Consider the following 24,083-nt stretch of genomic DNA (forward strand, 5'->3'; position numbering starts at 1 on the left):
TGCTATCTCCTCACGCCTTCACAGCTGGTTTAACGATCAGGTCGCTACCGGTTGCACCCGGGACAGCACCTTTAACCAGCAGCAGGTTGCGCTCAGCGTCAACACGTACTACGTCCAGGCTCTGAACGGTGACACGCTCATTACCCAGCTGACCTGCCATTTTCTTGCCTTTGAACACTTTGCCCGGAGTCTGGTTCTGACCGATAGAACCCGGAACGCGGTGAGACAAGGAGTTACCGTGAGTCGCGTCCTGGGTACGGAAGTTCCAGCGCTTAACGGTACCAGCAAAACCTTTACCTTTAGAGGTACCGGTTACGTCAACTTTTTTAACGTCAGCAAACAGTTCAACGCTAATGCTCTGACCTACGGTGAATTCTTCGCCGTCAGCAAGACGGAATTCCCACAGACCACGGCCAGCTTCTACGCCAGCTTTAGCGAAGTGACCAGCTTCCGGCTTGGTTACACGGTTAGCTTTTTTAGCACCGGTGGTAACCTGAATTGCGCGGTAACCATCGTTAGCCAGGTCTTTGACCTGAGCAACACGGTTTGCTTCAACTTCGATTACGGTTACTGGGATAGATACGCCATCTTCAGTGAAGATGCGGGTCATGCCCACTTTTTTACCGACTAAACCAATCATTGTTTCAACCTCTCAATCGCTCGATGACCTGATTAACCCAGGCTGATCTGCACGTCTACACCGGCAGCCAGATCCAGACGCATCAGAGCATCAACGGTTTTCTCAGTTGGCTCAACGATGTCAACCAGACGCTTGTGAGTGCGGATTTCGTACTGATCGCGCGCATCTTTGTTGACGTGCGGAGAAATCAGAACGGTAAAGCGCTCTTTGCGGGTCGGCAGCGGGATCGGACCACGGACCTGCGCACCAGTGCGCTTGGCAGTCTCGACGATTTCCGCGGTTGATTGATCGATCAGACGATGATCAAACGCTTTAAGACGGATACGGATTCTTTGGTTCTGCATGAGACCAGAGCTCCAATTATTTATAGACGAAATGGTTACTCCTCATACCCATTACGATTGATGGGAGAGTGTAACCGTTCTTACATAGTTCCCCAATTGGGAACATTGTTTGATAGCCAAAAGCACTACCAGGGTTCATATCGAACCGGCCTGCCAATTTTGACAGGCCCGCGCATTATACGCAAATTCAGACCCGAAGCAAGTGCTGCGTAGAAAATCGGCAATCATTTTTGCGTACGCCGGCGAGCGGGGACTGTCGCTGATGGAAAACAGGTAAACACCGTGGATGGTCGCTCGCAATAGCGGGATCTGCTCTTTGCCGCCGCCCCCCTTTCTCCATCACACTCTGCACATGCGACCTCACGCCAGGAGCCCCCACAGATATGACTCTCCCCTTCTTACTTTTCTACAGCGGATTATCATTGGCGCTCTGCTGGTGCGATCTGCGCGACGGGGTACTTCCCGACCGCCTGACCTGTCCCCTGCTCTGGGGCGGGCTGCTTTATTATCTTTGTCTCGACCCGGCGCACCTCGAGCTTGCCGCCTGGGGCGCTATTGGCGGCTATCTGGCTTTTGCATGCCTCTACTGGCTCTACCGTGGGATCCGCGGCTATGAAGGGTTAGGCTATGGTGATGTGAAATTACTGGCGGCGCTCGGCGCATGGCATGGCTGGCGGGTACTGCCGCAGCTGGTGCTGATGGCCACGCTTCTGGCCGGCGGGGTAATAGTGTTGAGGGTTATTTTCGCCAGGACCCGCAGGTCATTGAGCAACCCGCTGCCGTTTGGCCCTTTTTTGGCTGCAGCGGGTTTTTGGTGTGAGTGGCAAACGCTGGTCAGTCAGCCACTTTGATCTGCGACTGAAGATAGTTTTGCAGCCCAATTTTACCAATCAGCTCCAGTTCGGTCTCCAGCCAGTCAATATGGCCTTCCTCGTCAGTGAGGATTTCAATGAGCATATCACGGCTGACATAGTCGTGGACGCTGTCGGCGTAAGCGATAGCTTCGCGCAGATCTTTTGCGCCTTCCAGTTCCAGTCTCAGATCCGATTGCAACATCTCTTCGACATCTTCACCGATGCCCAGTCTTCCGAGATCCTGCAGGTTGGGGATGCCTTCAAGAAATAAAATGCGCTCGATGTATTTATCAGCGTGTTTCATTTCATCGATGGACTCATGATATTCAACATCGTTGAGGCGCATCAGGCCCCAGTTTTTGAACATTCTGGCATGAAGAAAGTACTGATTTATCGCGACAAGCTCATTTCCCAATAATTTATTGAGATAACTTATGATTTTGACATCACCTTTCATTATATAGTCCCTCCGCTTCCACTTATTGAAGCGTAGTTCGGGCTATATAGATGTCAAAGAAAAGCCTGAGCGCTTAGGCGATCTCCTGGTATTCCGGCATGCGGGTTAATTCATCTTCCATAATCTCGCGGGCGACACGGACGCACTTACCGCATTGATTTCCAACAGGAATGAACTTTCGCAATTGCTGAAAAGATTGAGGATGAAATTGACGTACGGCCTGACGAATTTTTTTATCGTTTACACCATTACACAAACAAACGTACATACCGACTCCCGTTCAATTTATGCTCAAAAGTGTAAATGAGAATAGTTATGATTACAATAGTCGGTTTATTAAATATTCGTAGCTGAGCACTTTTATAGTATTAACGCAGTGCTGATCAATACCAAATTGCAGACAGCAAAAAGGGCGCCTGAGCGCCCTTTTTAATTCAGAACTAACGGATTAGCTCAGAACTTTAGCAACAACGCCCGCGCCAACGGTACGGCCGCCTTCACGGATTGCGAAACGCAGACCATCGTCCATCGCGATCGGGTGAATCAGGGTAACAACCATTTTGATGTTGTCGCCCGGCATGACCATCTCTACGCCTTCCGGCAGTTCGATGGTGCCAGTCACGTCAGTTGTACGGAAGTAGAACTGCGGACGGTAGCCTTTGAAGAACGGAGTATGACGGCCGCCTTCGTCTTTGGACAGGATATAAACTTCAGATTCGAATTTGGTGTGCGGCTTGATGGAACCCGGCTTAGCCAGTACCTGACCACGTTCGATTTCTTCACGTTTGATACCACGCAGCAGAACACCAACGTTCTCACCCGCACGGCCTTCGTCCAGCAGTTTGCGGAACATTTCAACGCCGGTACAGGTAGACTTAGCAGTCTCTTTGATACCAACGATTTCAACTTCTTCACCCACTTTGATGATACCGCGCTCTACACGACCGGTAACAACGGTACCACGACCGGAGATGGAGAATACGTCTTCGATCGGCAGCAGGAACGGCTTGTCAATCGCACGCTCTGGTTCCGGGATGTAGGAATCCAGGAAGCCAGCCAGTTCAACGATTTTCGCTTCCCACTCTGCGTCGCCTTCCAGCGCTTTCAGAGCAGAACCACGGATGATCGGAGTGTCGTCGCCCGGGAAATCGTACTGAGACAGCAGTTCACGAACTTCCATCTCAACCAGTTCCAGCAGCTCTTCGTCATCAACCATGTCGCATTTGTTCAGGAACACGATGATGTACGGAACGCCTACCTGACGACCCAGCAGGATGTGCTCACGGGTCTGCGGCATCGGGCCGTCAGTCGCAGCAACAACCAGGATCGCGCCATCCATCTGAGCAGCACCGGTGATCATGTTTTTAACATAGTCGGCGTGGCCCGGGCAGTCTACGTGTGCGTAGTGGCGAGTCGGGGTGTCATATTCAACGTGGGAAGTGTTGATGGTGATACCACGAGCTTTTTCTTCCGGCGCGTTATCGATCTGGTCGAATGCGCGAGCAGAACCACCGTAGGTTTTAGCCAGAACGGTAGTGATTGCAGCGGTCAGAGTAGTTTTACCATGGTCAACGTGGCCGATAGTACCGACGTTGACGTGCGGTTTTGTACGTTCAAATTTTTCTTTAGACACGGCTATATTCCTTACTATAGCGCTCTCCCCATCAGGAGAGAGCACGGGATTTTGGTTTTAACCCTACGGCTTATTTACCACGGGCTTCAATTACGGCCTGAGCAACGTTGTTCGGCGCGTCATCATACTTCAGGAACTCCATGGAGTAAGAAGCACGACCTTTGGTCAGAGAACGCAGCTGAGTTGCATATCCGAACATTTCAGACAGCGGAACTTCAGCGTGAATCACAACGCCAGTCACGTTGGATTCTTGACCACGCAGCATACCACGACGACGGCTAAGGTCACCGATGACGTCACCAGTGTTCTCTTCCGGAGTTTCTACTTCAACCTTCATGATCGGCTCAAGCAGAACTGGTTTCGCTTTCTTAAAGCCATCTTTGAAGGCAATAGAAGCGGCCAGTTTAAACGCCAGTTCAGAGGAGTCAACGTCGTGGTAAGAACCGAAGTGCAGACGCACACCGAGGTCAACTACCGGGTAACCCGCCAGCGGACCAGCTTTCAGCTGTTCCTGGATACCTTTATCAACGGCCGGGATGTATTCGCCAGGAATTACACCACCTTTGATGTCGTTGATGAACTCGTAACCTTTCGGATTTGAGCCCGGCTCCAGTGGGTACATGTCGATCACAACGTGACCATACTGACCGCGACCACCAGACTGCTTGGCGTGTTTACCTTCGATATCGGTAACTTTCGCGCGAATCGCTTCGCGGTAAGCAACCTGAGGTTTACCGACGTTCGCTTCAACGTTGAATTCACGCTTCATACGGTCAACGATGATGTCGAGGTGCAGCTCACCCATACCGGCGATAATAGTCTGGTTAGATTCTTCGTCAGTCCATACGCGGAAAGACGGGTCTTCTTTAGCCAGACGGCCCAGAGCCAGACCCATTTTTTCCTGGTCAGCTTTGGTTTTCGGTTCAACGGCGATGGAGATTACCGGCTCAGGGAATTCCATACGCTCCAGAATGATCGGCGCATCTGGGTTACACAGGGTATCACCAGTAGTGACGTCTTTCAGACCGATAGCTGCAGCGATGTCGCCCGCGCGAACTTCTTTGATCTCTTCACGTTTGTTAGCGTGCATCTGAACGATACGACCGAAACGCTCACGTGCAGATTTCACGGAGTTCAGGATGGTATCACCAGAGTTAACCACACCGGAGTACACACGGAAGAAGGTCAGGTTACCCACGAACGGGTCGGTAGCAATTTTAAATGCCAGAGCAGCAAACGGCTCTTCATCGCTAGCGTGACGTTCGGCCGGCGTGTCTTTACCGTCGTCCAGAATACCGTTGATCGCAGGAACATCAACCGGGGATGGCAGGTAATCAATTACCGCATCCAGCATCGCCTGCACACCTTTGTTCTTGAACGCAGAACCACAGGTTACCAGGATGATTTCATTGTTCAGAACGCGCTGACGCAGAGCTTTCTTGATCTCTTCTTCAGTCAGTTCTTCACCACCCAGGTATTTCTCCATCAGCTCTTCAGAAGCTTCTGCAGCGGACTCGATCAGGTTCTGGTGCCATTCTTCAGCCAGTTCCTGCATGTCTGCCGGGATATCTTCATAAGTGAAGGTGACGCCTGCGTCTTCTTCGTTCCAGTTGATGGCTTTCATTTTCACCAGGTCAACAACACCGGTGAAACCTTCTTCAGCACCAATTGCCAGCTGCAGCGGAACCGGGTTCGCGCCCAGACGGGTTTTGATCTGACCAACAACTTTCAGGAAGTTCGCACCCATGCGGTCCATTTTGTTAACGAACGCAATGCGCGGAACTTTATATTTGTTTGCCTGACGCCATACGGTTTCAGACTGCGGCTGAACACCACCAACTGCGCAGTAAACCATTACTGCACCATCAAGAACACGCATGGAACGTTCTACTTCGATAGTGAAGTCAACGTGCCCCGGGGTGTCGATGATGTTAACGCGATGCGGTTCATACTGCTTAGCCATACCAGACCAGAATGCAGTAGTCGCTGCGGAGGTGATGGTAATACCACGCTCCTGCTCCTGCTCCATCCAGTCCATGGTTGCTGCGCCGTCATGAACTTCACCGATTTTGTGGTTTACACCGGTGTAGAACAGAATACGTTCGGTAGTAGTGGTTTTACCGGCGTCGATGTGCGCACTGATACCGATGTTACGGTAGCGTGCGATGGGTGTTGTACGAGCCATTTGATTCCTCGTTTGTTTCTTTAGGCGTTCAGTTAAGTTATCCAGCACGGGCGACTTACCTGAAGCGCCCGCCTGGTGACTATGACTCCGAAGGGATTACCAACGGTAGTGTGCGAACGCCTTGTTGGCTTCTGCCATGCGGTGAACGTCTTCACGTTTCTTAACTGCAGTACCTTTGTTGTCTGCAGCATCAGAAAGTTCGTTCGCCAGACGCAGAGCCATGGATTTATCACCACGTTTACGAGCAGCTTCTACGATCCAACGCATTGCCAGGGCATTACGACGAACCGGACGGACTTCAACTGGAACCTGGTAAGTAGAACCACCTACGCGGCGGGACTTAACTTCGACGGTCGGACGAACGTTGTCCAGAGCGACTTCGAAAGCTTCCAGTTCATTTTTACCAGAGCGCTGAGCCAGGGTCTCCAGCGCGCTGTATACGATTGCTTCTGCAGTAGATTTTTTACCATCTACCATCAGGATATTGACGAATTTTGCCAGCAGTTCTGATCCGAACTTAGGATCTGGAAGGATTTTACGCTGACCAATGACGCGACGACGTGGCATGGAAATACTCCGTTGTTAATTCAGGATTGTCCAAAACTCAAAGAGTTTAGTTTGACATTAATTTAAAACGTTTGGCCTTACTTAACGGAGAACCATTAAGCCTTAGGACGCTTCACGCCATACTTGGAGCGAGCTTGCTTACGGTCTTTAACGCCGGAGCAGTCAAGCGCACCACGAACGGTGTGGTAACGAACACCCGGAAGGTCTTTTACACGACCGCCACGGATCAGGATCACGGAGTGTTCCTGCAGGTTGTGACCTTCACCACCGATGTAGGAGGTGACTTCGAAACCGTTAGTCAGACGAACACGGCAAACTTTACGCAGTGCGGAGTTCGGTTTTTTAGGAGTGGTAGTATATACGCGAGTACATACGCCACGTTTCTGCGGGCAGGCTTCCAGTGCAGGCACGTTGCTCTTTGCAACTTTGCGTGCGCGTGGTTTGCGTACCAGCTGGTTAATTGTTGCCATTAAATAGCTCCTGGTTTTAGCTTTTGCTTCGTAAACACGTAATAAATCGCCTCATGTAATATGAGGACGCAGAATTTTAGGGCGGTGCCGAAAAGGTGTCAAGAAATATACAACGATCCCGCCATTACCAGGACAACTGACCTGGATGTTTGACCGATAGTCTGACGAAATCAGTATAGCCAACCCTGACGACACTGTCCGCAATTTGACCAGCCAGCCCGCGGGCATTGATATCGTCCTGCAGAGCATGAATGGTTATGGGGGCAGACTGCAGGATTTCAAGGAACTGTCCACCGGCGATAGCCGCGATGACGCCATCGGAAAGCAGCAGAAGATCGTCACCATCCTTGACCAGGCGCAGCATTGCGCGCAGATCGGTATGCCACGGGGAAGTGCTGAGAGTGTGGAGCATTCAGGCCTCAGAAACGCAAGATCACATTGAAATCATCGAGTCGGGCGCGCAGCGCTTCGGGTTCCAGCCACGCGGCATCAACCACCAGGGCGGCGGAAGGGCTCAGGCCGCGTTCACGGGCCGAAGCGGCGCACATCCAGCACTGTTCAATATCATACAGCGGCAGAAGCTTAAAGGTGGCGATATAGTCGCGCGCAAGCACCGTCGATGGTTGCTGCCCCGCCAGAATCTGAAATACCCCATCGCCGACAAAGAAAACGCCGAGCTCATCGGTCAGAGCTGAGGTTGCCAGCAGCGCATCCAGACCTTCCCTACCCGCGGCGCTCCCGTGAGGGGCGGAAGTAAAAACAAAGGCTACGCGTTTCATCAGAACTGCACCATCCGATCGCAGGTTAACGAGGCTTCAGCCAGCGCGCCCAGGCCGCTCAGCGTGAATCCAGGTTGCAGGTTATGACCCGCTAAGCCCAGTTGCCTGGCTTCCCGCTCATCGGTCACCCCGCGGCGCAACGCTGCCGCCACGCAGATGTGCAACGCAACCGCATGCTCGTCATGCAGCCGCTGCCAGGCGCGTACCAGGTCGAACTCATCGCTGGCTGGCGCCGTCAGCTGGTTGGCGTTGTAGACGCCTTCGCGATAGAAGAACACGCAGCTTAACTCGTGCCCCTCCTGGACAACCGCCTGGGCAAACTGCCAGGCGCTGCTGGCCTGCTGCGTACCGTAGGCCGGCCCCGTCACCGTGATGGCAAAACGCATTACTTATCGAGCCCCTGGAAATCGCCGCTCTTGAACTGGCGGATATAGAGGTACACCGTGTGTTTGGAGATATTCAGCCGATCGGCAACCTGGTTGATGGCGTCTTTGATATCAAAGATCCCTTTCTCGTAGAGGTTCAGCACAATCTGACGATTTTTAGCATTATTGGACACGTTGCGATCGGCATTCACCTCTTCAATCGTGAATTCCAGCGTTTGTGCGACCAGGTCGTCGACAGACGAGGCAAAGTTGACCTGAGAGTTCACCTCCGGCGTTTCCGGCGGAATAAAGGTGCTCATTATCTGGGAGAACGGGACATCAAGATTCATGTTGATGCACAGCAGGCCGATCACCCGATGTTCGCGGTTGCGAATCGCGATCGTCACAGACTTCATCAGGACGCCGCTTTTGGCGCGCGTAAAGTAGCATTTGGACACGCTGCTATCGGCGCCCGTCATATCATGCAGCATACGCAGTGCGAGATCGGTGATAGGCGAGCCGATTTGACGACCGGTATGTTCACCGTTGGCGATGCGGATAGCGGAGCATTTCAGATCCTGTAAAGAATGCAACACGATCTCACAATGGGAACCAATGAGCATCGCTAACCCGTCCACCACCGCTTCATAGGATTTTAGGATATCGAAGTCGGTCTGGTCGAAAGGACGTTGATCCAGCAGGTCAAGCTCACTGGTTTCGTTGGTTAAAAGCGACCTGGACATGAAAAAAAGCACTCCTTTTCAGGAGCCTGTCATTTTTTACACCAAACCGTTCAAGGTGCGTTGAGGCGGCAAGTCTGAGACAAATTCGTCAATAACGAATTTGACCAGCCGGCGGCTGGTTGCGGTAAGAGACAAGGTTATCTCTTATCCATTCCCAGGGCTGATTCCAGTGGGTTGCCGGAATAAGCGGATGCAGCCAACGTAGGGGCAGCTTGAAGGATGAAGTGTAGCTTGTCAGGGCAGGCTCATCATCATTATTAAGATTAAGCTATCTAAAGTAATACAGCGCTTGAGGCACTTTCCAGTTTTAATTATATCTGCCCCAAATAAAAAAGCCGCCGCCTGTAAGGGCGGCGGCTTAAACCAGATTACTTCTTAGCGTCTGCGCCTTGTGCTTCAGCGGCGGCTTCCGGCTTGGCATCGGCTTTCGGTGCCGGTTTGATATCCAGCAGTTCTACGTCGAAGACCAGCGTGGAGTTAGCCGGAATACCCGGTACGCCGGTTTTGCCGTAAGCCAGATCCGGCGGAATCACCAGCTGGATTTTCCCGCCTTTCTTGATATTTTTCAGGCCTTCGGTCCAGCCTGGGATCACGCCATCCAGACGGAAGGAGAGCGGCTCGCCACGGGTGTAGGAGTTGTCGAACTCTTTACCGTCAATCAGCGTACCTTTGTAGTTCACGACCACCGTATCGCTGTCTTTCGGCGCATCGCCGGTACCTTCTTTCTCAACTTTGTACAGCAGGCCGGATTTAGACGTTTTCACGCCCTTCTGTTTCGCGAAGGTGTCGCGATAGGCTTTGCCTTTAGCATCGTTCTCAGAAGCGTCTTTTTCCATTTTCTGCTGGGCAGCGGTTTTTACGCGAGTCTCGAAGGTTTGCAGAGTCTGTTCGATCTCCTGGTCGGACAGCTTGCTCTTATTAGCAAAAGCGTCCTGTACGCCCGCGATCAGCTGATCTTTATCCAGCTTGATGCCCAGTTTTTCTTGTTCAGTCAGGGAGTTTTCCATGTAACGTCCCAGGGATGCACCTAGCGCATAAGCGGATTTTTGATCGTCATTTTTAAATGCCGCTTTGCTATCCGTTGCAGGGGCCGTCTTCGCAGCAGTATCAGCCGCAAAGGTCAGCGGTGCATTCAGGGCGACAGCCATCGTGGTCGCCAGCAGCGTTACTTTAAACAGTGATTTCATCCATTTCTCCAGGGCCGGGGCATCTCACCCCAGGTTATCTTAAAAAGCAAAAAACGTACTATAGAACGTTGCAGGACAAATCTACATACGGACCTTCCTGAATATCGCCACTTTTCAGACTATTTTTGTATAAATTAGTTTCCTGTCTTACGTTACCTTACTGCACGGATGGTGAAAGTTCAGTAGAATCCGCCCGCGAGATAAGACAGAAGAGGTTACTCATGCACAACAGTACACTGGAGAGTCGCCTGGCGGAGCTGGAAAGCCGGCTGGCGTTTCAGGAAATCACCATTGAAGACCTCAACAAGACCGTCACCGCCCATGAGATCGAAATGGCGAAGATGCGGGAACATATGCGACTGATGGTTGAAAAATTGAAAGCCACCCAATCATCGCACATCGCATCACAGACTGAAGAAACGCCCCCTCCGCATTATTGAGATTGAGGCGTAAAAAAAGCGGGTTTCCCCGCTTTTTTATATCCGGCAGCGCTACCTCTACCGGATTGCATACCCTAAAAATTTCGAGTCACAGGCAGGCGGCAGCTTAACAATCCCCGCAAGCATAGCGAACTATGTCACCGGCGGCTGAAAGCGAAGCCTACGCGCCTGCGGCTTGAAAGACGACGGGTATTAGTGGCAGCCGCAGCCGCCGTTACCACAACCGCCTTTACCATGTTCGTGACCGTGGTCGTGATCATGGCCGTGACCGCCGCAGCAACCATCATGATCGTGGTCATGATCGTGGCCGTGGGCACCGTGGACGTGGCCGTGCTCCAGCTCTTCCGCCGTCGCTTCGCGAATTGCGACCACTTCAACGTTGAACTTCAGGTTCTGGCCAGCCAGCATGTGGTTACCGTCAACCACCACGTGGTCGTCATCAACTTCGGTGATTTCAACCGGAACCGGACCCTGGTCGGTTTCCGCCAGGAAACGCATACCGACCTGCAGTTCATCAACGCCCATGAAGACGTCTTTAGGAACACGCTGAACCAGGTTTTCGTCGTACTGGCCGTACGCATCGTTAGCGCCGACTTCGACGTCAAATTTGTCGCCCACTTCATGACCATCCAGCGCGTTTTCCAGGCCGGAAATCAGGGAGCCGTGACCATGCAGGTAGTCCAGCGGCGCGCTTACCGGAGACTCATCAACCAACACACCGTCTTCTGTACGTACCTGATAGGCCAGGCTGACCACCAGGTCTTTTGCTACTTTCATGATATCTCCTGAGCATGGGAAGAATAGTGGCGCAGATTGTAGCGGAATTCTGCAGCCGTGTACCCTCTAGCTTAAAAAAAGGCGGCCGATAACGCTAGTCCGGATGAAAAATGCCAATCACCTGCTCATCTTTGCGTACGTGCTCGCGCGCCTCTTTATCCGCCTCGCGCATCTGGTGGCCACACTTAACACACTCAACAATATCGACATTATTCTCACGCCACATCGCCAGTGAATCCTGCGCCTGGCACGCCGGACATTTTGCGCCGGCAATAAAACGTTTACGCACTGCCATAATCATTTGACCCTTTATTCAAACTCATCCCAGCCGTCAAGCTGCCTGCTCTCTTTCTGCATCTCGCGCTGGAAAATCTCTTCCAGCTCCCGGCGAGCTTCCCGGACGCGTGATACCTGCAGAGTATCAGTATTGACCGGCATTAACTCACGAAGCATTCGCATATCCAGCCGACGAAAGTGCAGCTGCGCACGCTGCGCCTGGTGTGGATGCATACCTACGCTAATCAACGCCTTACGCCCCAGTTCTAACGCACTGGAAAACGTTTCACGTGAGAATTGCACGACGCCGGCCTGCAGCAGCTCATGGGCCTCAACGCGACCACGCGCGCGCGCCAGGATATTCAGATGCGGGAAATGCTGCTGGCACATCTCCACCAGCTTCATGGTATCTTCCGGCTCGTTACAGGTGATAACGATCGACTGCGCATCTTCCGCTCCCGCCGAGCGCAGCAGCTCCAGCTGCGTCGCGTCGCCAAAATAGACTTTATAGCCATACTTGCGCATCAGGTTAACCGCACTGATATCGCGCTCCAGCACGGTAATACGCATTTTATTGGCCATCAACAAACGGCCGATTACCTGCCCGAAGCGGCCAAACCCGACAATAATGACCTGCGGTTTATCGTCTTCGACCCACGGGACCTCATCTTCCTCCTCCGACGGGTTAAAGCGCCGGGAGAGGATGTTATCGATGAGTGTCATCAGCAGCGGCGTGGTCATCATCGACAGCGTAACCGTCACCAGCAACAACGCCATCTGATCGTTTTCAAAGAGCCGCAGCGAGGCGGGCATCGAGAATAGCACAAAGGCGAATTCGCCCCCCTGGCTCAACACTCCGGCAAACTGCATCCGTTCCGAGCTCCGCAGACCATATACCCGCGCCAGGACATACAGCACCAGGCTTTTTACCGCCACCAGCGCGGCGACGCTTGCCGCCACCCAAAGTAAATGGGTGTACAGCACGCCCAGATTCAACGCCATCCCGACGGAGATAAAGAATAACCCGAGCAACAGCCCTTTAAACGGCTCAATGGCGATCTCCAGCTCGTGGCGATATTCACTCTCAGCCAACAGGACGCCGGCGATAAAGGTGCCCAGCGCCATCGACAGGCCGAGCGCATCCATAAACAGAGCCGAACCCAGCACCAGCAGCAGCGTCGCGGCGGTAAATACCTCGCGAACGCCGGAAGCGGCGATAAAACGGAACACCGGTCGGAGCAGGTAACGGCCGCCAACCAGCATGCCTGCGAAGGCCAGCACCTTCATCCCAATCTTAACCCAATCAAAATGGTCGTCGCCGGAACCGGCTAACAGCGGTACCAGAGCCAGGGCGGGAATTACGGCAAGATCCTGAAACAGCAGCACCGAAAACCCCAGTTGCCCGGATTCGCTACGGCTCATTCCTTTCTCGCGCATCAGCTGCAGCGCCATCGCCGTTGACGACATCGCCAGACCAATACCGCCAACCACCGCCGCTTGCCAGGTAAAACCGGTGAGGATCAGCAGGCCGCCGAGGATCCCCGCGCTTAATACCACCTGCGCCGCCCCGACGCCAAAGATAGAACTTCTCAGGCGCCAGAGTTTCGCCGGGTTGAGCTCAAGCCCGATGATAAACATCAGAAACACGACGCCCAGTTCGGAGAAATGCAAAATCTCATCGACATCGCTGATAAATCCCAGCCCCCACGGGCCAATCGCAATACCGGCCAGCAGATAGCCTAACACCGCGCCGATGCCGAGCCTGGCGGCCAGCGGCACCGCAACCACGGCAGAAAACAGAAATAGCACTCCAGCTAACAGCAGATCAGCTCCCGCCATTATTCCCTCCTGCCGCGATGGGGTTAGCCAGCCAGTCACGATAAGCACGCGCATGGCTTTTCAGGTCGTCAGGCGATTGCCGACGGGCCCAGTAGACAATAATCGGGCTCATCCAGTGCATCCGGCACATGCCGGCGGTCAGTTCAAAAGGACGCAGAATATCGTTCATTGGATAACGGTTGGCGTCACGTCGGTAGGCGCTCTCCGGCTCCCCGGTAGTAATCACGCTGCGCCAGTACTTTCCCGCGAGCTGATTCCCTCCGGCGCCGCTGGCAAAGCCGCGGGTCAGGACTCTGTCCAGCCACTCTTTCAGCAGCGCCGGACAGCTCCACGTATAGAGCGGGTGCTGAAAAACGATCACCTCATGCTGACGCAGGAGATCCTGCTCATGGGCAATATCGATAAAAAAATCTGGGTAGTGCGCATAAAGGTCGTGCACGGTGACGTTTGGCAACTGTAATGCCGGTTCAAGTAAAACCCGGTTGGCCACGGAATCCTGAGATTCTGGGTGGGCATACAGCAGCAAAACCTTCGCTGTCTGAGACATCATTCCCCTCCCGAATGTCTTCTGGTGGCCTGTATAACGGCTGCGTCCCGACGCAACCAGAATGACTTTGTGTATCGTCTTCGTTTTGGGCTACCATTGCGGCCCGGTGGAGCAACTTGCTGCCACATTACATTATCATAATGACAAACTAACATAGTCAGAACATACGGCGCCTTATGATTGTTTTCTCCTCGTTACAAATTCGTCGCGGCGTACGGGTCCTACTGGACAACGCCACCGCCACCATCAACCCTGGACAGAAGGTCGGTCTGGTGGGTAAAAACGGCTGCGGTAAATCCACGCTGCTATCGCTTTTGAAAAACGAGATTAGCGCCGACGGCGGCAGTATGACCTTTCCGGGCACCTGGCAACTGGCGTGGGTGAATCAGGAAACCCCGGCCCTGGCGCAGCCGGCCATTGAGTATGTCATCGACGGCGATCGCGAATACCGCCAGTTCGAGGCCGATTTACATCAGGCCAATGAGCGTAATGATGGCCATGCCATCGCGACGGTGCACGGTAAGCTGGATGCCATCGATGCCTGGACCATCCGCGCGCGCGCGGCCAGCCTGCTGCACGGACTCGGCTTCAGCAATGAACAGCTCGAACGCCCGGTCAGCGACTTTTCCGGCGGCTGGCGTATGCGCCTGAACCTTGCGCAGGCGCTGATTTGCCGCTCCGATCTGCTGCTGCTTGATGAACCAACCAACCACCTCGATCTCGACGCGGTCATCTGGCTGGAAAAATGGCTTAAAGGCTATACCGGCACGTTGATTCTGATCTCGCACGATCGCGACTTCCTCGATCCGATCGTTGATAAAATTATTCATATCGAACAGCAAACGATGTTCGAATATACCGGCAACTACAGCTCGTTTGAAGTGCAGCGCGCCACCCGCCTGTCACAGCAGCAGTCAATGTATGAAAGCCAGCAGCTGCGCGTCGCCCATCTGCAAAGCTACATTGACCGTTTTCGCGCCAAAGCCACCAAGGCCAAGCAGGCGCAAAGCCGTATTAAGATGCTGGAGCGCATGGAGCTTATCGCCCCGGCGCACGTTGATAACCCGTTCCACTTTAGCTTCCGCGCTCCGGAGAGCCTGCCCAACCCGCTGCTGAAAATGGAAAAGGTCAGCGCCGGTTATGGTGAGCGTATCATTCTGGATTCCATCAAGCTGAATCTGGTCCCCGGTTCGCGGATCGGGTTGTTAGGCCGCAACGGTGCCGGTAAATCAACGCTGATCAAGCTGCTGGCCGGTGAACTCCAGCCGCTGCACGGTGAGATTGGCCTGGCGAAAGGCATCAAGCTTGGCTACTTTGCCCAGCATCAGCTGGAGTTCCTGCGGGCGGACGAATCGCCATTGCAGCATCTGGCGCGGCTGGCGCCGCAGGAGCTGGAGCAGAAGCTACGCGACTACCTCGGCGGTTTTGGCTTCCAGAGTGACAAGGTCAACGAAGAGACGCAGCGCTTCTCCGGCGGTGAAAAAGCGCGTCTGGTGCTGGCGTTAATCGTCTGGCAGCGCCCTAACCTCCTGCTGCTGGATGAACCGACCAACCACCTCGACCTCGATATGCGCCAGGCTTTAACCGAAGCGCTGATTGATTTCGAAGGCGCGCTGGTGGTGGTCTCGCACGATCGCCATCTGATACGTTCCACCACCGACGATCTCTACCTCGTACACGACGGTAAAGTCGAACAGTTCGATGGCGACCTCGAGGACTATCAGCAGTGGCTCAGCGATTCGCAAAAGCAGGAAAGCCCGTCGTCAGAAGCCGTAAAAGATAATGGCAACAGCGCTCAGGCCCGTAAAGACCAGAAGCGCCGGGAAGCCGAACTGCGGACCCTCACCCAGCCGCTACGCAAAGAGATTGCCCGCCTCGAAAAAGAGATGGATAAGCTTAACGCCCGGCTCGCCGAGGCAGAAGAGAAGTTAGGCGACAGCGGCCTGTATGACGCCTCCCGCAAAGCGGAGCTGACCGCCTGTCTGCAGCAGCAGGCCAGCGCGAAATCCGGGCTGGAAGAGTGCGAAATGGCCTGGCTGGATGCCCAGGAGCAGCTGGAACAGATGCTGATGGAAGGCTGAGGCGGCCTATGCTAAGACAAGAGTTTAAACGCAACGGCGCGGTTTATGGCAGCGCGCCGTTATTGGCCCCTGCCAACGACCGCCACTCATCTGCGAAGAGGAATTGCCATGGTCAAAAAAACGCTTATCTCCCTCTCACTCCTTTGCGCCCTGAGCCATACCGCCTTTGCCGCCTACACCGGGAGTGAATTAAAGAATAAAGAAAATGTCATCGCTTTTTATAATAAGGCGCTGAACGATAAAGACTTTGATGCCGCTAAAACCTACCTCGGCAAGGAGTATATCCAGCACAACCCCGGTGCGCAGAACGGGCCCGAAGGCTTTCGCCAGTTTATCGCCTTTCTGAAAGATAAGTTCCCGAACTCCCATAGCGAAATTAAGCGGGTGATTGTCGACGGCGACTATGTGGTTCTGCACGTTGCCTCCACCGGTCGCGAGCCGGGAGTGACCCGCGCGATAATCGATATTTTCCGCCTCGATGCGCAAAACAAGATCGTTGAGCACTGGGACGTTATCCAGACCGTTCCGGAAAAAACGGCCAGCGGTAACAGCATGTTTTAAGCCCATCGCGCAGCCATCTTTCGTCAGATGGCTGTTTCTCCGGCGCGGTTCTCCGCCATAGCCTGCAGGGCGTTATCGCCCTGATAAGCGCAATACAGGCGTGGCAACTGGCGGCTAATCAACGTGGTCACCTGATGAAAACGCGGTGGCATTTTTTGCAAACTGCAGGAGATCGCTTTCGACAGTACAGGTTTGATCTCTCCCGGCAGAGCGACCCGCAACCTGTAGACTCCCGGCGGCGTTAATTACTGACAGCGCGCACGCCAGTCATCACCCGGCTCAATTTCGTGTAACCTATAGCGCTGGCGACAAGACCACATATCGTCTAACCTGCGCACTTCATGCGCGGTATAATGTTCTCAAGTTTCTTAATTGCTCTGGTGCTATGGTTGAAATCACCCCTACAGAAATGACTCCCCCCGCCGATGATTCGCGCGAGTTTCACCCGATGCGCGGCGTGGGCAATCGTCATCTGCAAACCATGCTGCCACGCCTGATCCGCCGTAAGCTAGGCTTCACGCCGCACTGGCAGCGTCTCGAGCTGCCGGACGGTGATTTTGTCGATCTGGCGTGGAGCGAAAACCCCGTTCAGGCGCAGCACAAACCGCGGCTGGTCGTGTTTCATGGTCTGGAAGGCAGCTTGCATAGCCCGTATGCCCACGGCCTTATTCATGCGGCGATGCAGCGCGGCTGGCTCGGCGTGGTCATGCATTTTCGCGGCTGTAGCGGCGAACCTAACCGTAACAACCGCATCTATCATTCAGGCGAAACCGAGGATGGCACCTGGTTCCTGCACTGGCTGCGCCGCGAGTTCGGCGTCGTCCCTACCGCCGCGGTCGGTTATTCGCTGGGGGGGAATATGCTGGGCTGCCTGCTGGCCAAAGAAGGGGATAACGTTCCGCTCGATGCGGCGGTGATCGTATCGGCCCCCTTCATGCTGGAAGCCTGCAGCTACCATATGGATAAGGGCTTCTCCCGGGTCTATCAGCGCTACCTGCTTAACCTGCTAAAGGCCAACGCCGCGCGTAAGCTAAAGGCGTATCCTGGCTCACTGCCGGTTGATTTACGTCAGCTTAAAGGCATGCGCCGTATCCGTGAGTTTGACGATATGATTACCGCCAAAATTCACGGTTTTGCGGATGCGCTGGACTACTACCGCCAGTGCAGTGCGATGCCGCGCTTAAGCGATATCACCAGGCCGACGCTGATCATTCACGCCAAGGACGATCCTTTTATGGATCACCACTCCATCCCGCCGCAGGAACGGCTGCCGGCTAATGTGGAATATCAGCTGACGGAGCAAGGCGGCCACGTCGGGTTTGTCGGCGGCACGCTACGCAAGCCGGAAATGTGGCTGGAAAAACGGATTCCGGACTGGTTAACCCGTTGGTTAGGAGCACAAAAATGATTATTCCCTGGCACGATCTGGATCCCGAAACGCTGGATAACCTGATCGAAAGCTTTGTGTTGCGCGAAGGCACCGATTATGGTGAACATGAACGCTCGCTGGCGGATAAAGTCGCCGGCGTCAAACAACAATTGAGAAGCGGAGAAGCCGTGCTGGTGTGGTCAGAACTGCACGAGACGGTCAACATCATGCCCCGCAAGCAGTTTCACGGCTAAGGCGGCGCCACACCATCGTTTAATCTGGGAGTTGTTATGTCTGCCAAACATCCGGTGATTGCCGTCACAGGCTCCAGCGGCGCGGGAACCACGACCACCAGCCTCGCCTTTCGTAAAATCTTCGCGCAGCTGAACCTGCGCGCCGCCGAAGTAGAAGGCGATAGCTTTCATCGCTATACCCGCCCGGAAATGGACATGGCGATCCGCAAAGCGCGCGATCAGGGAAAGCACATCAGCTATTTCGGTCCGGAAGCGAACGACTTCAGCCTGCTCGAAAATACCTTTCTCGAATACGGGCGCAACGGCACCGGCCAGTCGCGGAAATATCTGCATACCTATGATGAAGCGGTGCCGTGGAATCAGGTGCCAGGTACGTTTACGCCATGGCAGCCGCTACCGGAACCTACCGATGTCCTGTTTTATGAGGGCCTGCACGGTGGCGTGGTAACGCCGCAGCACAACGTGGCACAGCATGTCGACCTGCTGGTCGGCGTAGTGCCGATCGTCAATCTGGAGTGGATTCAGAAGCTGATCCGCGATACCAGCGAACGCGGCCATTCCCGTGAAGCGGTGATGGACTCCGTGGTGCGTTCGATGGAAGACTATATCAACTTCATCACCCCGCAGTTCTCGCGTACCCATATCAACTTCCAGCGCGTCCCCACCGTCGATACTTCCAACCCGTTTGCGGCGAAAGGCATCCCGTCGCTGGATGAAAGCTTTGTGGTGATTCATTTCCGCAATCTGCAGGATATCGATTTCCCGTGGCTGTTAGCGATGCTGCAGGGGTCGTTTATCTCGCATATCAATACGCTGGTGGTGCCGGGCGGAAAGATGGGGCTGGCAATGGAGCTCATCATGGCGCCGCTGGTCGAACGGCTGATGGAAGGGAAGAAAATCAGTTAACCACGTTAAAAGACCCCGGGCGCCTGGCGCTAAGCGGGGTTTTCGTTCTTCACTCACGGCTCCCGGATAAGGCGTTTGCGCCGCTCTCCGGGAAAGGCTGCTTAGCCTTCCACCACTTCATAGGTGTGGGTGATATTCACCGTTTTTTGCAGCATCAGCGCCACCGAGCAGTATTTCTCCGCCGACAGGTCCACCGCACGAGCGACGGCCGCCTCTTTCAGCTCATTTCCGGTGACGATAAAATGCATGTTGATATGGGTAAACAGGCGCGGCGCCTCTTCCCGGCGTTCAGACGTCAGCTTCACTTCACAGTTGCTCACATTGTGACGCCCTTTCTGCAAAATCGACACGACATCGATCGCGCTGCATCCGCCCGCCGCCATCAGCACCATCTCCATCGGGCTTGGCGCTTTATCCCCGGAGTTGCCGTCCATCAGAACCTGGTGGCCTGACGCGGACTCTCCGATGAAGGTTAACCCTTCAACCCATTTCACACGAGCTTGCATAAAATTTAACTCCAAGGTTGCAATTTTCCTGACAGATTACGCGCACATAACAATTCTCGCAACGGAAGGCGACCTGCGTCATGCTGAAGCGAGACACCAGGAGACATGCGGCGAAAGCTATGCTAAAACAGTCGGGATGCTACAGTATTACATTGATGTACTGCATGTATGCAGAGGAGTTCACATTACAGGCTGAAGAAAACTCACCAGCCGTTTCCCAGGCATAGGGAAACAATACGATTGCATGCCCGGATGCCGTGTAGTGTCGGCACCCGGAGATAGCTTATAACAGAGGATAACCGCGCATGGTGCTTGGCAAACCGCAAACAGACCCTACCCTCGAATGGTTCTTGTCTCATTGCCATATTCATAAGTACCCATCTAAAAGCACGCTGATCCACCAGGGTGAAAAAGCAGAAACGTTGTACTACATCGTCAAAGGCTCTGTGGCTGTGCTCATCAAGGATGAAGAGGGTAAAGAGATGATCCTCTCTTACCTCAACCAGGGCGATTTCATCGGTGAATTAGGCTTGTTTGAAGAAGGCCAGGAGCGTAGCGCCTGGGTACGTGCGAAAACCGCATGTGAAGTGGCCGAAATCTCCTACAAAAAATTCCGTCAGCTGATCCAGGTAAACCCGGATATTCTGATGCGTCTGTCATCGCAGATGGCTCGTCGTCTGCAGGTAACCTCAGAAAAAGTGGGTAACCTCGCCTTCCTCGACGTTACCGGCCGTATCGCTCAGACGCTGCTGAACCTGGCGAAACAACCGGACGCCATGACCCACCCGGACGGGATGCAAATTAAAATTACCCGTCAGGAAATCGGTCAGATCGTGGGCTGTTCCCGTGAAACCGTTGGCCGTATTCTGAAGATGCTGGAAGATCAGAATCTGATCTCTGCGCACGGTAAAACCATCGTCGTTTACGGTACCCGTTAAGTCGATAAAACGGCGTGTTGTACCCACAATACGCCGTTTTTGTTTCCCCTCGATGTGGCGCAGGCTGATTTACCACCCGGAAGTCAACTATGCACTGCGGCAAACGCTGGTGCTGTGCTTGCCTGTCGCAATCGGACTCCTGCTCGGTCATTTACAACAGGGTCTGCTGTTCTCGCTGGTGCCTGCCTGTTGCAACGTCGCCGGTCTGGACACGCCGCATAAGCGCTTTTTTAAACGCCTGATCGTCGGCGGCTCCCTGTTTGCCGGCTGTAGTCTGGTCGTCCAGCTGCTGCTGCAGCAGGATATCCCGTTACCGTTAATTCTCAGCGGCCTGGCGCTACTCCTTGGCGTCACGGCAGAAATCAGCTCCCTGCACGCCAGACTCTTGCCCGCCTCGCTGATTGCCGCGATCTTCACTCTGAGCCTTGCCGGGAATATGCCTGTCTGGGAGCCGCTGCTGATCTATGCTCTCGGCACGTTGTGGTACGGCCTGTTTAACTGGTTTTGGTTCTGGCTTTGGCGCGAACAGCCGCTACGTGAATCGCTAAGCCTGCTCTATCGCGAGCTGGCCAACTACTGCGAAGCCAAATACAGCCTGTTGACTCAGCATATCGATCCGGCCACCTCGCTGCCGCCGCTGCTCATCCGCCAGCAGAAGGTCGTGGACCTGATCACCCAGTGCTATCAGCAGATGCATATGCTGGCGGCAAATCAACACAATGACCACAAACGCCTGCTGCGGGCGTTTCAGGTGGCGCTGGATCTTCAGGAACATATCTCCGTCAGCCTGCATCAGCCCGAAGAAGTACAAAAGCTGGTGGAACGCAGCCATGCGGAAGCGGTGATTCGCTGGAATGCGCAAACCGTTGCCGCCCGCCTGCGGGTGCTGGCGGATGACATCCTTTATCATCGTTATCCGCAGCGCTTTAATATGGACAAGCAAATCGGCGCGCTGGAGAAAATCGCCTCGCAGCATCCCGATAACCCGGTCGGGCAGTTCTGCGCCTGGCACTTTAGCCGTATCGCCCAGGTGCTAAGAACCCAGCGCCCGCTGTATGCCCGTAATCTGATGGCCGATAAAGAACGCCGTCTGCCGTTACTGCCGGCGCTGAGGAACTACCTCTCGTTGAAATCGCCGGCGCTGCGCAACGCCGCGCGCATCTGCGTCATGCTCACCGCCGCCAGCCTGATGGGCAGCGCCCTGAACCTGCCCAAACCCTACTGGATCCTGATGACGGTGCTTTTCGTCACCCAAAACGGCTACGGCGCGACGCGGGTGCGTATTGTTCATCGGGCGGCGGGTACCCTCGCCGGGCTGGCGATTGCCGGCCTGACGCTGCACTTTCACGTTCCGGAAGGCTATACGCTGACCGCGATGCTGATCGTCACGCTGCTGAGCTATCTGATTATTCGTAAGCATTATGGCTGGGCGATGGTGGGCTTTACCGTCACCGCGGTGTATACCCTGCAGCTGCTGACGCTAAACGGTGAACAGTTTATTGTCGCCAGACTTATCGATACCCTCATCGGCTGTCTTATCGCCTTTGGCGGAATGGTGTGGCTGTGGCCGCAGTGGCAAAGCGGGCTGTTGCGTAAAAATGCCCATGACGCGCTGGAGGCCGATCAGGATGCCATCAGGCTTATCCTGAGCGACGACCACCAGGCACCGGCGCTGGCCTATCAGCGCATGCGCGTCAATCAGGCGCATAACTCGCTGTATAATTCGTTGAACCAGGCGATGCAGGAACCGGGTTTTAACGCGCAATACCTCGACGACATGAAACTGTGGGTCACCCACAGTCAGTTTATTGTCGAGCATATCAACGCGATGACTACCCTCGCCCGCGAGCACAACATGCTGACCCCGGAGCTGGCCCGGCGTTATCTGGAATCCTGTGAGATTGCGCTCCAGCGCTGTCAACAGCGGCTGGACTCTGACGGTCCCGGCAGCGCGGGCGATGTCAATATTATGGAGTCGCAGAATGCGGAAGTGCCCCATGGCCCGTTAAGCACCATGGAGCAGCATCTGCAGCGGATCCTCGATCATCTGAACACTATGCACACCATCTCCTCGGTGGCATGGCGTCAGCGTCCGCATCATGGCATCTGGCTACGCGCGGTTAAGCGCTAAGTACCCGCTGTACCGCCTGAGCGAAACGGGCCATCCCTTCGGCAATATCGTTTTCGTCAATCACCAGTGAAGGAACAAAGCGCATCACGTCAGGCCCGGCGTTTAATACCATCACCCCGGCATCCGCCGCCGCATAGAGGAAATCGCGGGCCCGGCCTTGATGCTGCGGCTTAAGCTCGGCGCCAATCAACAGCCCCATCCCGCGGATGTCGCTGAACAGATCAAACTGCGCGTCAATCTGCTGCAGGTGCTGCACAAACAGCGCGCGCTTCGCGTTGACGCCTTCCAGCACCTCAGGGGTATTGATCAGATCAAACGCCGCCCCGGCCACGGCGCAGGCCAGTGGGTTACCGCCGTAGGTCGAACCGTGGGAGCCGGCATGGAACGCGCTGGCGATGTCGTTTGTCGTCAGGACGGCGCTAATCGGGAAACCGCCGCCCAGCGCTTTGGCGCTGGTGAGGATATCCGGCGTCACGCCGTAATGCATATACGCGAACAGCGAACCGGTACGCCCCATGCCGCACTGCACTTCATCAAACACCAGCAGCGCCTGGTGCTCATCGCACAGCTCGCGCAGCCCCTTAAGGAACTCCGGCGTCGCGGCCATCACCCCGCCTTCCCCCTGAATTGGCTCAACCACTACCGCACAGGTATGGTCGTCCATCACCGCTTTCACCGCATGCAGATCGTTAAACGGCACGTGGACGATATCCGCCGGTTTCGGGCCGAAGCCATCGGAATATTTGGGCTGCCCGCCCACGGAGACCGTAAACAGCGACCGGCCGTGGAAGGCGTTATGGAAGGCGATGATTTTGGTCTTATACGGACTGTGGCGGGTAATGGTGTAATGGCGCGCCAGCTTGAATGCGGTTTCGTTGGCTTCGGTGCCGGAGTTCATAAACACCACGCGTTCGGCAAAGGTGGCATCGACCAGCTTGCGCCCGAGGCGCAACGCCGGTTCGTTGGTAAAAACGTTGCTGGTGTGCCACAGGGTTTCGCCCTGCTCATGCAGCGCCGCGACCAGAGCCGGATGACAATGACCTAATGCCGTCACCGCAATCCCGCCCGCGAAATCAACGTACTCTTTGCCCTGCTGATCCCATACGCGGCTACCTTTACCTTTTACCGGGATGAATTCTGCAGGTGCATAAATCGGCAGAATAACTTCATCGAATATGGCGCGGGTAATTACCGGTTGCTCAGTTGCCATGTCATGCCATCCTTCTTCGTTATG

At 54.6% G+C, this 24,083-nt stretch carries 29 protein-coding genes; 9 read left to right on the top strand and 20 right to left on the bottom strand.

Annotated elements, in window-relative coordinates:
* Positions 1–10: 10 nt before the first annotated feature.
* Both rplC and rpsJ read right to left on the bottom strand, forming a co-directional pair.
* Positions 11–640, bottom strand: a complete 630-nt coding sequence (gene rplC, locus ACI2JR_RS13775; RefSeq protein ID WP_004868374.1) for a 50S ribosomal protein L3 — start codon at positions 638–640, stop codon at positions 11–13.
* A gap of 32 nt (positions 641–672) precedes the next feature.
* Positions 673–984 carry a 30S ribosomal protein S10 gene (gene rpsJ / locus ACI2JR_RS13780; protein ID WP_001181005.1) on the bottom strand — a complete coding sequence of 104 codons (312 nt, stop codon included), beginning with the start codon at positions 982–984 and terminating at the stop codon, positions 673–675.
* 383 nt (positions 985–1,367) lie between these two features.
* Between rpsJ and ACI2JR_RS13785 the strand changes: the two genes are divergently transcribed.
* Complete coding sequence (locus ACI2JR_RS13785; RefSeq protein ID WP_132731661.1) at positions 1,368–1,835, top strand: prepilin peptidase; 468 nt, start codon at positions 1,368–1,370, stop codon at positions 1,833–1,835.
* Here ACI2JR_RS13785 and bfr read toward each other — a convergent pair.
* The 11 genes from bfr to fkpA all read right to left on the bottom strand — a co-directional run bounded on the left by bfr (position 1,819) and on the right by fkpA (position 10,224).
* Positions 1,819–2,295: a bacterioferritin gene (gene bfr / locus ACI2JR_RS13790; RefSeq protein ID WP_132731660.1), complete on the bottom strand. Its 477-nt coding sequence runs from the start codon at positions 2,293–2,295 to the stop codon at positions 1,819–1,821. The two genes, ACI2JR_RS13785 and bfr, sit on opposite strands and share 17 nt — an antisense overlap.
* Positions 2,296–2,368: 73 nt before the next feature.
* Positions 2,369–2,563 (bottom strand): bacterioferritin-associated ferredoxin, encoded by a 195-nt coding sequence (bfd, locus tag ACI2JR_RS13795; protein ID WP_132731659.1) that lies wholly within the window; start codon positions 2,561–2,563, stop codon positions 2,369–2,371.
* A 180-nt stretch (positions 2,564–2,743) separates the two neighbouring features.
* Positions 2,744–3,928, bottom strand: coding sequence for an elongation factor Tu (gene tuf / locus ACI2JR_RS13800; protein WP_132731658.1), 1,185 nt, complete (start codon positions 3,926–3,928; stop codon positions 2,744–2,746).
* 70 nt (positions 3,929–3,998) lie between these two features.
* Positions 3,999–6,113 carry an elongation factor G gene (gene fusA / locus ACI2JR_RS13805; RefSeq protein ID WP_132731657.1) on the bottom strand — a complete coding sequence of 705 codons (2,115 nt, stop codon included), beginning with the start codon at positions 6,111–6,113 and terminating at the stop codon, positions 3,999–4,001.
* Between the two features lie 96 nt (positions 6,114–6,209).
* The gene (gene rpsG / locus ACI2JR_RS13810; protein ID WP_004106370.1) at positions 6,210–6,680 is read right to left on the bottom strand and encodes a 30S ribosomal protein S7; all 471 of its coding nucleotides are present in this window, start codon (positions 6,678–6,680) and stop codon (positions 6,210–6,212) included.
* A 95-nt stretch (positions 6,681–6,775) separates the two neighbouring features.
* Positions 6,776–7,150 (bottom strand): 30S ribosomal protein S12, encoded by a 375-nt coding sequence (rpsL, locus tag ACI2JR_RS13815; RefSeq protein WP_002920115.1) that lies wholly within the window; start codon positions 7,148–7,150, stop codon positions 6,776–6,778.
* A gap of 124 nt (positions 7,151–7,274) precedes the next feature.
* A complete protein-coding gene (tusB, locus tag ACI2JR_RS13820; protein WP_132731656.1) occupies positions 7,275–7,562 on the bottom strand; it encodes a sulfurtransferase complex subunit TusB in 288 nt (95 codons plus the stop codon).
* A gap of 7 nt (positions 7,563–7,569) precedes the next feature.
* Positions 7,570–7,929: a sulfurtransferase complex subunit TusC gene (gene tusC / locus ACI2JR_RS13825; RefSeq protein WP_132731655.1), complete on the bottom strand. Its 360-nt coding sequence runs from the start codon at positions 7,927–7,929 to the stop codon at positions 7,570–7,572.
* Entirely contained in the window at positions 7,929–8,315 is a 387-nt protein-coding gene (gene tusD, locus ACI2JR_RS13830; protein WP_132731654.1) for a sulfurtransferase complex subunit TusD, read from the bottom strand. The genes tusC and tusD overlap by 1 nt, the downstream gene beginning before the upstream one ends.
* Entirely contained in the window at positions 8,315–9,037 is a 723-nt protein-coding gene (locus tag ACI2JR_RS13835; RefSeq protein ID WP_004868391.1) for a helix-turn-helix transcriptional regulator, read from the bottom strand. The genes tusD and ACI2JR_RS13835 overlap by 1 nt, the downstream gene beginning before the upstream one ends.
* A gap of 368 nt (positions 9,038–9,405) precedes the next feature.
* A complete protein-coding gene (fkpA, locus tag ACI2JR_RS13840) occupies positions 9,406–10,224 on the bottom strand; it encodes an FKBP-type peptidyl-prolyl cis-trans isomerase (protein WP_132731653.1) in 819 nt (272 codons plus the stop codon).
* Between the two features lie 221 nt (positions 10,225–10,445).
* Between fkpA and ACI2JR_RS13845 the strand changes: the two genes are divergently transcribed.
* Positions 10,446–10,664: a protein SlyX gene (locus tag ACI2JR_RS13845; protein WP_462478782.1), complete on the top strand. Its 219-nt coding sequence runs from the start codon at positions 10,446–10,448 to the stop codon at positions 10,662–10,664.
* A gap of 192 nt (positions 10,665–10,856) precedes the next feature.
* On the opposite strand, the gene slyD is transcribed toward ACI2JR_RS13845, so the two are convergent.
* The 4 genes from slyD to kefG all read right to left on the bottom strand — a co-directional run bounded on the left by slyD (position 10,857) and on the right by kefG (position 14,106).
* Positions 10,857–11,441 carry a peptidylprolyl isomerase gene (gene slyD / locus ACI2JR_RS13850; protein ID WP_132731651.1) on the bottom strand — a complete coding sequence of 195 codons (585 nt, stop codon included), beginning with the start codon at positions 11,439–11,441 and terminating at the stop codon, positions 10,857–10,859.
* 94 nt (positions 11,442–11,535) lie between these two features.
* Complete coding sequence (locus ACI2JR_RS13855; RefSeq protein ID WP_013364433.1) at positions 11,536–11,736, bottom strand: YheV family putative zinc ribbon protein; 201 nt, start codon at positions 11,734–11,736, stop codon at positions 11,536–11,538.
* 14 nt (positions 11,737–11,750) lie between these two features.
* Entirely contained in the window at positions 11,751–13,556 is a 1,806-nt protein-coding gene (gene kefB / locus ACI2JR_RS13860) for a glutathione-regulated potassium-efflux system protein KefB (RefSeq protein WP_462478783.1), read from the bottom strand.
* The gene (kefG, locus tag ACI2JR_RS13865) at positions 13,543–14,106 is read right to left on the bottom strand and encodes a glutathione-regulated potassium-efflux system ancillary protein KefG (RefSeq protein WP_132731649.1); all 564 of its coding nucleotides are present in this window, start codon (positions 14,104–14,106) and stop codon (positions 13,543–13,545) included. Before kefG ends, kefB begins: the two co-directional genes overlap by 14 nt.
* 173 nt (positions 14,107–14,279) lie before the next feature.
* Between kefG and ACI2JR_RS13870 the strand changes: the two genes are divergently transcribed.
* Positions 14,280–16,184, top strand: a complete 1,905-nt coding sequence (locus tag ACI2JR_RS13870) for an ABC transporter ATP-binding protein (protein WP_462478784.1) — start codon at positions 14,280–14,282, stop codon at positions 16,182–16,184.
* Between the two features lie 108 nt (positions 16,185–16,292).
* On the top strand, positions 16,293–16,745 hold the full coding sequence (locus tag ACI2JR_RS13875) for a nuclear transport factor 2 family protein (RefSeq protein ID WP_132731647.1): 453 nt from the start codon (positions 16,293–16,295) through the stop codon (positions 16,743–16,745).
* 23 nt (positions 16,746–16,768) lie between these two features.
* Here ACI2JR_RS13875 and ACI2JR_RS13880 read toward each other — a convergent pair whose 3' ends face one another.
* The gene (locus tag ACI2JR_RS13880) at positions 16,769–16,966 is read right to left on the bottom strand and encodes a hypothetical protein (protein WP_462478785.1); all 198 of its coding nucleotides are present in this window, start codon (positions 16,964–16,966) and stop codon (positions 16,769–16,771) included.
* Positions 16,967–17,193: 227 nt separating this feature from the next.
* Here ACI2JR_RS13880 and ACI2JR_RS13885 point away from each other — a divergent pair, with 227 nt between their 5' ends.
* Genes ACI2JR_RS13885 through ACI2JR_RS13895 form a run of 3 tightly spaced genes read left to right on the top strand, consistent with a single transcriptional unit; the run spans position 17,194 to position 19,274 of the window.
* Positions 17,194–18,153 carry a hydrolase gene (locus ACI2JR_RS13885; protein ID WP_462478810.1) on the top strand — a complete coding sequence of 320 codons (960 nt, stop codon included), beginning with the start codon at positions 17,194–17,196 and terminating at the stop codon, positions 18,151–18,153.
* A complete protein-coding gene (locus tag ACI2JR_RS13890) occupies positions 18,150–18,368 on the top strand; it encodes a YheU family protein (RefSeq protein ID WP_462478786.1) in 219 nt (72 codons plus the stop codon). The genes ACI2JR_RS13885 and ACI2JR_RS13890 overlap by 4 nt, the downstream gene beginning before the upstream one ends.
* A 36-nt stretch (positions 18,369–18,404) precedes the next feature.
* Positions 18,405–19,274 (top strand): phosphoribulokinase, encoded by an 870-nt coding sequence (locus ACI2JR_RS13895; RefSeq protein ID WP_462478787.1) that lies wholly within the window; start codon positions 18,405–18,407, stop codon positions 19,272–19,274.
* Positions 19,275–19,375: 101 nt separating this feature from the next.
* On the opposite strand, the gene ACI2JR_RS13900 is transcribed toward ACI2JR_RS13895, so the two are convergent.
* A complete protein-coding gene (locus ACI2JR_RS13900) occupies positions 19,376–19,780 on the bottom strand; it encodes an OsmC family protein (protein WP_462478788.1) in 405 nt (134 codons plus the stop codon).
* Between the two features lie 305 nt (positions 19,781–20,085).
* Here ACI2JR_RS13900 and crp point away from each other — a divergent pair, with 305 nt between their 5' ends.
* Both crp and ACI2JR_RS13910 read left to right on the top strand, forming a co-directional pair.
* Complete coding sequence (gene crp, locus ACI2JR_RS13905; RefSeq protein WP_000242758.1) at positions 20,086–20,718, top strand: cAMP-activated global transcriptional regulator CRP; 633 nt, start codon at positions 20,086–20,088, stop codon at positions 20,716–20,718.
* A gap of 52 nt (positions 20,719–20,770) precedes the next feature.
* Complete coding sequence (locus ACI2JR_RS13910; protein WP_462478789.1) at positions 20,771–22,849, top strand: YccS/YhfK family putative transporter; 2,079 nt, start codon at positions 20,771–20,773, stop codon at positions 22,847–22,849.
* On the opposite strand, the gene ACI2JR_RS13915 is transcribed toward ACI2JR_RS13910, so the two are convergent.
* The gene (locus ACI2JR_RS13915; protein ID WP_462478790.1) at positions 22,839–24,059 is read right to left on the bottom strand and encodes an aspartate aminotransferase family protein; all 1,221 of its coding nucleotides are present in this window, start codon (positions 24,057–24,059) and stop codon (positions 22,839–22,841) included. The genes ACI2JR_RS13910 and ACI2JR_RS13915 overlap by 11 nt on opposite strands.
* Positions 24,060–24,083 lie beyond the last annotated feature (24 nt).

This window comes from Klebsiella sp. NPDC088457, from assembly GCF_044900465.1.
Lineage (GTDB): Bacteria > Pseudomonadota > Gammaproteobacteria > Enterobacterales > Enterobacteriaceae > Klebsiella.

Bases quoted from the DNA above. Each gene is read 5' to 3' on its own strand.
- rplC (WP_004868374.1), bottom strand. From the start codon at position 640: ATGATTGGTTTAGTCGGTAAAAAAGTGGGCATGACCCGCATCTTCACT.
- rpsJ (WP_001181005.1), bottom strand. From the start codon at position 984: ATGCAGAACCAAAGAATCCGTATCCGTCTTAAAGCGTTTGATCATCGT.
- ACI2JR_RS13785 (WP_132731661.1), top strand. From the start codon at position 1,368: ATGACTCTCCCCTTCTTACTTTTCTACAGCGGATTATCATTGGCGCTC.
- bfr (WP_132731660.1), bottom strand. From the start codon at position 2,295: ATGAAAGGTGATGTCAAAATCATAAGTTATCTCAATAAATTATTGGGA.
- bfd (WP_132731659.1), bottom strand. From the start codon at position 2,563: ATGTACGTTTGTTTGTGTAATGGTGTAAACGATAAAAAAATTCGTCAG.
- fusA (WP_132731657.1), bottom strand. From the start codon at position 6,113: ATGGCTCGTACAACACCCATCGCACGCTACCGTAACATCGGTATCAGT.
- rpsG (WP_004106370.1), bottom strand. From the start codon at position 6,680: ATGCCACGTCGTCGCGTCATTGGTCAGCGTAAAATCCTTCCAGATCCT.
- rpsL (WP_002920115.1), bottom strand. From the start codon at position 7,150: ATGGCAACAATTAACCAGCTGGTACGCAAACCACGCGCACGCAAAGTT.
- tusB (WP_132731656.1), bottom strand. From the start codon at position 7,562: ATGCTCCACACTCTCAGCACTTCCCCGTGGCATACCGATCTGCGCGCA.
- tusC (WP_132731655.1), bottom strand. From the start codon at position 7,929: ATGAAACGCGTAGCCTTTGTTTTTACTTCCGCCCCTCACGGGAGCGCC.
- tusD (WP_132731654.1), bottom strand. From the start codon at position 8,315: ATGCGTTTTGCCATCACGGTGACGGGGCCGGCCTACGGTACGCAGCAG.
- ACI2JR_RS13835 (WP_004868391.1), bottom strand. From the start codon at position 9,037: ATGTCCAGGTCGCTTTTAACCAACGAAACCAGTGAGCTTGACCTGCTG.
- fkpA (WP_132731653.1), bottom strand. From the start codon at position 10,224: ATGAAATCACTGTTTAAAGTAACGCTGCTGGCGACCACGATGGCTGTC.
- ACI2JR_RS13845 (WP_462478782.1), top strand. From the start codon at position 10,446: ATGCACAACAGTACACTGGAGAGTCGCCTGGCGGAGCTGGAAAGCCGG.
- slyD (WP_132731651.1), bottom strand. From the start codon at position 11,441: ATGAAAGTAGCAAAAGACCTGGTGGTCAGCCTGGCCTATCAGGTACGT.
- ACI2JR_RS13855 (WP_013364433.1), bottom strand. From the start codon at position 11,736: ATGGCAGTGCGTAAACGTTTTATTGCCGGCGCAAAATGTCCGGCGTGC.
- kefB (WP_462478783.1), bottom strand. From the start codon at position 13,556: ATGGCGGGAGCTGATCTGCTGTTAGCTGGAGTGCTATTTCTGTTTTCT.
- kefG (WP_132731649.1), bottom strand. From the start codon at position 14,106: ATGATGTCTCAGACAGCGAAGGTTTTGCTGCTGTATGCCCACCCAGAA.
- ACI2JR_RS13870 (WP_462478784.1), top strand. From the start codon at position 14,280: ATGATTGTTTTCTCCTCGTTACAAATTCGTCGCGGCGTACGGGTCCTA.
- ACI2JR_RS13875 (WP_132731647.1), top strand. From the start codon at position 16,293: ATGGTCAAAAAAACGCTTATCTCCCTCTCACTCCTTTGCGCCCTGAGC.
- ACI2JR_RS13885 (WP_462478810.1), top strand. From the start codon at position 17,194: ATGCGCGGCGTGGGCAATCGTCATCTGCAAACCATGCTGCCACGCCTG.
- ACI2JR_RS13890 (WP_462478786.1), top strand. From the start codon at position 18,150: ATGATTATTCCCTGGCACGATCTGGATCCCGAAACGCTGGATAACCTG.
- ACI2JR_RS13895 (WP_462478787.1), top strand. From the start codon at position 18,405: ATGTCTGCCAAACATCCGGTGATTGCCGTCACAGGCTCCAGCGGCGCG.
- ACI2JR_RS13900 (WP_462478788.1), bottom strand. From the start codon at position 19,780: ATGCAAGCTCGTGTGAAATGGGTTGAAGGGTTAACCTTCATCGGAGAG.
- crp (WP_000242758.1), top strand. From the start codon at position 20,086: ATGGTGCTTGGCAAACCGCAAACAGACCCTACCCTCGAATGGTTCTTG.
- ACI2JR_RS13910 (WP_462478789.1), top strand. From the start codon at position 20,771: ATGTGGCGCAGGCTGATTTACCACCCGGAAGTCAACTATGCACTGCGG.
- ACI2JR_RS13915 (WP_462478790.1), bottom strand. From the start codon at position 24,059: ATGGCAACTGAGCAACCGGTAATTACCCGCGCCATATTCGATGAAGTT.